This is a genomic window from Streptococcus sp. 10824 (assembly GCF_013276595.1).
Lineage (GTDB): Bacteria > Bacillota > Bacilli > Lactobacillales > Streptococcaceae > Streptococcus > Streptococcus pseudopneumoniae.
In genome coordinates, this window is sequence record NZ_VMLH01000116.1 from 1 (window position 1) to 5763 (window position 5763).

General features: G+C 39.2%; 8 protein-coding genes and 3 pseudogenes. 1 reads left to right on the forward strand and 10 read right to left on the reverse strand.

Going from position 1 to position 5763, the window contains the following annotated elements; translation table 11 throughout:
* Positions 1–89: 89 nt before the first annotated feature.
* From HT701_RS09850 to HT701_RS09865, 4 genes are all read right to left on the reverse strand, one after another.
* On the reverse strand, positions 90–719 hold the full coding sequence (locus HT701_RS09850) for a Pr6Pr family membrane protein (RefSeq protein ID WP_000033949.1): 630 nt from the start codon (positions 717–719) through the stop codon (positions 90–92).
* A gap of 2 nt (positions 720–721) precedes the next feature.
* The gene (locus tag HT701_RS09855; protein WP_001061596.1) at positions 722–1060 is read right to left on the reverse strand and encodes a zinc ribbon domain-containing protein YjdM; all 339 of its coding nucleotides are present in this window, start codon (positions 1058–1060) and stop codon (positions 722–724) included.
* Positions 1061–1190: 130 nt separating this feature from the next.
* The gene (gene cmk / locus HT701_RS09860) at positions 1191–1862 is read right to left on the reverse strand and encodes a (d)CMP kinase (protein WP_050207916.1); all 672 of its coding nucleotides are present in this window, start codon (positions 1860–1862) and stop codon (positions 1191–1193) included.
* 8 nt (positions 1863–1870) lie between these two features.
* Positions 1871–2347 carry an SAG1386/EF1546 family surface-associated protein gene (locus HT701_RS09865; protein ID WP_001040900.1) on the reverse strand — a complete coding sequence of 159 codons (477 nt, stop codon included), beginning with the start codon at positions 2345–2347 and terminating at the stop codon, positions 1871–1873.
* Between the two features lie 51 nt (positions 2348–2398).
* On the opposite strand from HT701_RS09865, the gene HT701_RS09870 reads away from it, so the two are divergent.
* The gene (locus HT701_RS09870; protein WP_080564678.1) at positions 2399–2602 is read left to right on the forward strand and encodes a ferredoxin; all 204 of its coding nucleotides are present in this window, start codon (positions 2399–2401) and stop codon (positions 2600–2602) included.
* A gap of 63 nt (positions 2603–2665) precedes the next feature.
* Here the strand turns inward: HT701_RS09870 and HT701_RS09875 are convergent.
* The 6 genes and pseudogenes from HT701_RS09875 to HT701_RS11270 all read right to left on the reverse strand — a co-directional run.
* Positions 2666–2767, reverse strand: a pseudogene (locus HT701_RS09875) (group 2 glycosyl transferase); the annotation flags it as partial.
* 38 nt (positions 2768–2805) lie between these two features.
* Positions 2806–3450 (reverse strand): hypothetical protein, encoded by a 645-nt coding sequence (locus tag HT701_RS09880; RefSeq protein ID WP_023936967.1) that lies wholly within the window; start codon positions 3448–3450, stop codon positions 2806–2808.
* 175 nt (positions 3451–3625) lie between these two features.
* Positions 3626–3814, reverse strand: a pseudogene (locus tag HT701_RS11900) (glycosyltransferase); the annotation flags it as partial.
* A 186-nt stretch (positions 3815–4000) separates the two neighbouring features.
* Positions 4001–4579, reverse strand: a pseudogene (locus HT701_RS11905) (glycosyltransferase family 2 protein); the annotation flags it as partial.
* Positions 4563–5582, reverse strand: a complete 1020-nt coding sequence (gene galE / locus HT701_RS09890) for a UDP-glucose 4-epimerase GalE (RefSeq protein WP_023936965.1) — start codon at positions 5580–5582, stop codon at positions 4563–4565. The gene galE and the pseudogene HT701_RS11905, both read right to left, overlap by 17 nt.
* Positions 5561–5763: hypothetical protein (locus HT701_RS11270; RefSeq protein ID WP_205403476.1), on the reverse strand; the 203-nt coding region annotated here is incomplete at its 5' end. The genes HT701_RS11270 and galE, both read right to left, overlap by 22 nt.

A 5763-nucleotide genomic window follows, 5' to 3' on the forward strand; every position in this document is an offset into this window, starting at 1 on the left:
TTTGAGGTTGTAGATAAGACTGACGAAGTCAGTAACCATATCTACGGCAAGGCGAAACTGACGTGGCTTGAAGAGATTTTCGAAGAGTATTAGAATGACTTTCTCTTGATTTGCTTGATAAAGTAGAAGATAAATCCTGCTACCATATAGGCAACAAAGATAATCAGACACCACTTGAATACGACATCCCAACCCTTGTTCACATTCAAAAAGAAGTAAGGGAAAGGATTATCCTTGGCATTTGGAATATTGAGTTTTAGAACCAAGCCATTAAAAAGAGCAAACATCATATACAGCAAGGGTAAAATGGTCCACACTGCTGGATCCCAAATCTTATATTGACCCTGTTTGTCAAAAAAGAGGGTATCCGCTAAAAACCAGATGGGAACGATATAGTGGCAAAGGAAATTTTCTAGGGTATAGAAATTAGTCGCAATGGGCGCTAAGAGGAAATGGTAAATCACACAGGTAATCATGATACTCATGGTGACCCCACCTTTTAAGCGCAAGAGACTTGGTCTTTGCCAGTTTTCACCTACACGGCTCATAACCTTTAAGAGATAGAGCGTAAAAATAGTTACTAACAGATTTGACAGAACCGTGTAATAGAGAAGCATCCCAAAACCACCATGCTTAGTAATTTCAAGATAAACTCCCGTAAAAGCCGCTAGAAACAAGAAGATACGGCTATAAAATACAAGTTTATAGTGCTTGGACATACTTAAATCTTCTTCACAAACTCTGATTTAAGTTTCATGGCACCGAAGCCATCAATCTTACAGTCAATATTGTGGTCACCTTCTACGATGCGGATATTTTTCACGCGCGTCCCTTGTTTCAAATCTTTTGGCGCACCTTTTACCTTCAAGTCCTTGATGAGAGTTACTGTATCACCGTCAGCCAATTTATTTCCATTGGCATCGATAGCAACAAGGCCCTCTTCTACATCTGCAACTTCAGCAGGATTCCACTCATAAGCACACTCTGGGCAAACCAGTAGGGCACCGTCTTCGTAGACATACTCTGAGTTGCATTTTGGGCAATTTGGTAGGTTGTTCATTGTTTCTCCTTATCATCATTCACTATTCTTTGAAAATCAAAATTTCTCGAACAGCAACTATTATACCCTAAAATCAGCATTTTGACAAATTTAGAAAAAAACCGATATCCATCTATCGGCTTTTCTACATTTACATTCTTTTTTCAGCTTCTGCTTTGATTTTTTCAACTACTTCTTGAATATTCAAACCAGTTGTATCAAGGTAGACAGCATCCTCTGCTTGTTTGAGAGGTGAAGTCTCACGATGACTATCCTTGTAGTCACGCGCAGCAATTTCCTTTTTTAGGGTTTCAAGGTCTGTTTCAATTCCCTTGGCAATATTTTCCTTGTAACGGCGCCCTGCTCTCTCATCAACAGAAGCTACTAGGAAAATTTTCAATTCTGCTTGTGGCAATACAACAGTTCCAATATCGCGACCATCCATGACAATCCCACCTTGCTGGGCAATTTCTTGTTGGAGAGAAACTAGTTTCTCACGCACTTCAGGAATTGCTGCAATAGCAGAAACATGATTGGTCACTTCATTTTCACGGATAGGATGGGTAATATCCACATCTCCTACAAAAACAAGCTGGTCTCCAGTTTCTGAACGTCCAAAGCTGATTGGATGCTGGTCCAACAAGGTTAGAAGGGCTCCGACTTCTTCAACTCCTAATTGGTTCTTAAGAGCCATATAGGTCGCTGCACGATACATAGCTCCTGTATCAAGGTAGGTGAATCCAAAATCCTTAGCAATAATCTTTGCGACCGTACTCTTACCGCTGGAAGCAGGACCATCAATAGCAATTTGAATTGTTTTCATATCGGCTCCTATTTTATTTTTATAACATCACCTGGATTAGCAAACCAAGATCCTGTAGCCATGTGCCCAGGATTCAAGGCCTCTAACTGAGCAATGGAGATTCCTGCACGAGCGGCAATAGCTGCTTCCCCTTCTCCTGCGAGAACTTTAATCGTTCCTTCAGGATTAGCAGCTTCTTCTGAACTACTAGAAGTAGATTCTGGCTCTGAACTCTGCTCAGGCTGAGAACTGCTTGAAGATGAGACTTGTACTACACTTGCATCAGAATCATGAAAGTCTTTTAAGGCTGCTGTGCGATTACTCCCCCCCGATGATAGATAGATGAGAACGATGACCATCACCACCACAATTACAAAGAAAATACTAGCTAGGATCGTCAAAATACGATTAGCCATCCTATCAGCCCCTCCGTGGTTTCGATGCCGACGCTCTGCTCTTGCTTCTTCTTGATCATAAATATCTTCTTGCCACGGTTCTTTTGCCATACCTTACTCCTTGTTTTTTTTTACTTTTCTTATTACAATATAAATATGAACATGAAAATCACACTTATACCTGAACGATGCATCGCCTGTGGGCTTTGCCAAACTTATTCTGACTTATTTGATTACCACGATAATGGAATCGTGCGTTTTTACGATAATCCTGACCAACTGGAAAAAGAAATTTCTCCTAGTCAGGATGTCTTAGAGGCTGTTAGAAACTGTCCGACACGTGCCTTGATTAAAAATCAACACTAATCTCTCATAGTAAATTGACAAGAACGTTTCACTCTTTCTAGTTTAGCATATTTCCATGTAAAATTATAGTCTTTTCACTTTATTTTTTTCTGTAAAATCAGGAAGGTCACTTTTTTCTTTGATAAGATAAAGTGGTCTTTTTTTAGTCTCTAAATAAATCTTACTGTAACTTAAAATCTAAATTTCTCAATGAGAATAGACCTCTACCATTCTATTTCCTTTACCCTTTTTACAAATTCATTCCACTCTTGTCTACAATCTTTAGATAGGCATATATCCGTATAATTGAACGATAAATCTTTAATATTCTTCCACCAATCAAAAGAATTTCCCGCTTCTTCTGTTTCTATTCTTTTGTTAACTACTTCAACAATTGTATTATCTATCTCTTCCTTGTCATCTAAACTTAGAAATCTCCATTCAATTCCATTTGTATAAATTACTTTTTTATACCATAAAAGGTCTCCAATAAGTTGTCCCATCTCTCCAGTTATATGTTCAAAACTGTTCGATATGGTTGATTTGATTTTTTCCTCTGTAATTAAACTATAATTTAAATTCTTAACTTCCACGCATCCTCGAAGTTCCTTCCATTCTTCAATTTTTATACTTTTCCTAGATTTGTTTTCATAAGTCTTATCTAAAATAACTATATCAGGAAAATTACTTAGACCATAATAAATTTGTCCCAAACCCCTTCTTTGTCTTCCGAAGACATATCTTTTTGATAAACTATCTTTTAAAGTTGGCTTAATTATATCAGCAACTAAAGGATACAGTTCAACCTCTACATAATTTTGTTTCTTTATTAGCCCGATTTCTTCAGTATAATCCTCTTTACTTAGCATAAAATAACCCTCCTGAATGTTTTATTTATTAAGTTATCGTCTTTGCAGTAAATTTATTCCACATAGTTCATTTATATCATGTCAAATCCCTAATTTTTTTAAAAATCACTCAAGTTCCAGACCAAAAGAATTATAATTACAAAAAAAGTGACTGCGCTAGATAACTCCTACTTTTTCATGATCTATGATAACTTTTTTCTTTGATCAGATAAAGTGGTCTTTTTTTGGTCTCTAGATAAATCTTACTGATATACTTGCCGAGAATCCCAATGGTCAAGAGTTGAATGCCTCCAAGAAAGAGAATAACAGCCATCAGAGAGGTCCAACCAGATGTCGGATTGCCCAAAATGAGGGTCCGAACCACAACAAAAAAGGTCATCAGCAGAGAAAGAAAACAAGATAGGAGACCAGCTACAAAGGCTATAGTCAAAGGGAAATCTGAAAAATTAACAATCCCTTCAATGGAGTAAAAAAAGAGTTGCCTAAAACTCCAACTGGTCTTGCCAGCCTGCCTTTCGACATTTGGATAGTCCAGATAGTGGGTTTTAAAGCCGACCCAGGCAAAGAGTCCCTTAGAAAAACGATTGGACTCAGTCAAACTTAAAATGGCATCGACCACAGACCTTCTCATCATACGAAAATCACGGACACCCGACGGCAGAGCTACTGGGCTGATTTTTTGCATGAGGCGATAAAAGAGAACAGCACAGAAACTGCGAAAGAAGGGTTCTCCCTCCCGACTAGTTCTCCGTGTCCCAACGCAGTCCAAGTCTACATTTTTGTCTAGTACATTTTTCATCTCAAACAACATACTAGGAGGATCTTGGAGGTCTGCATCCATCACTACCACCAAATCTCCTGTCGCATATTGCAAGCCTGCATAAAGGGCTGCTTCTTTGCCAAAATTTCGAGAGAAAGAAATATAATGAACTGCCGGATTTTGCTCCCGATAGGCCTTTAAGAGTTCCAAGGTCCCATCACTTGATCCATCATCGACAAAGACATACTCGATTTCTGTTTCCAAGTCAGGAATCAGAGCTTCCAGAGCCTGATAAAAAAGAGGAAGTACTTCCTCTTCGTTTAAACAAGGGACGATGATTGAAATCATCATCTTAGTCTTCAAATCCATTTGGATGCTTGCTTTGCCAACGCCATGCGTCTTCACACATTTGGGTGATGTCGAGTTCTGCTTCCCAACCGAGTTCTGCTTTAGCTTTTGCTGGGTCTGAGTAGCAGGCAGCGATATCCCCTGGGCGACGTTCTACGATGCGGTAAGGAATAGGACGTCCCACCGCTTTTTCCATGTTTTGGATAATTTCAAGAACTGAGTAACCTTTACCAGTTCCAAGGTTATAAACGTTTAGTCCTGAACCTTTTTGGATTTTTTTCAAAGCTGCAACGTGACCCTTAGCCAAATCGACAACGTGGATATAGTCACGAACACCTGTTCCATCTTCCGTATCGTAATCGTCTCCAAACACTTGCACTTGCTCTAATTTTCCAACGGCTACTTGAGTCACATATGGCAAGAGATTGTTTGGAATACCGTTTGGATTTTCTCCCAAATCACCACTCTCATGGGCTCCGATTGGGTTAAAGTAACGAAGCAAGACAACATTCCATTCTGAGTCTGCCTTGTAGATATCTATCAAAACTTCCTCTAGCATGAGCTTGGTACGACCGTATGGGTTGGTCACTGAAAGTGGGAAATCTTCCAGGATTGGCACTGTATGAGGATCTCCGTAAACTGTCGCAGAAGAACTGAAAATGATGTTCTTACAGTTGGCTTCTTCCATAGCTTTCAAAAGGCTAACAGTTCCTGCGATATTGTTGTCATAGTAGGCAAGAGGAATACGAGTAGATTCTCCAACAGCCTTCAAGCCAGCAAAGTGAATGACCCCTGTTGGTTCTTCTTGTTTGAAAATGTCACGAAGAGTATCTATATCACGGATATCTGCCTCATAGAAAGGTACTTCAACTCCTGTAATTTTCTCAACAACTTCTAAACTTTTGCGATTGCTGTTGACAAGGTTATCCACCACAACAACCTGATGACCTGCTTGGATTAACTCAATAACAGTGTGGGTTCCGATAAAACCTGCTCCACCCGTTAGCAAAATCTTTTCTTGCATCTTAATTCCTCGATTCTCGGATTATTTTTTCTTATTTTACCATTTTTGATAGGGAATGTCATTTGCCATCCTAGAGGGTAAGATAAAATTTCAGTAAAATGCTTATACTCTTCGAAAATCTCTTCAAACAACGTCAGCTTCGCCTTGCCATGGGTATGGTTACTGACTTCGTCAGTTCCAT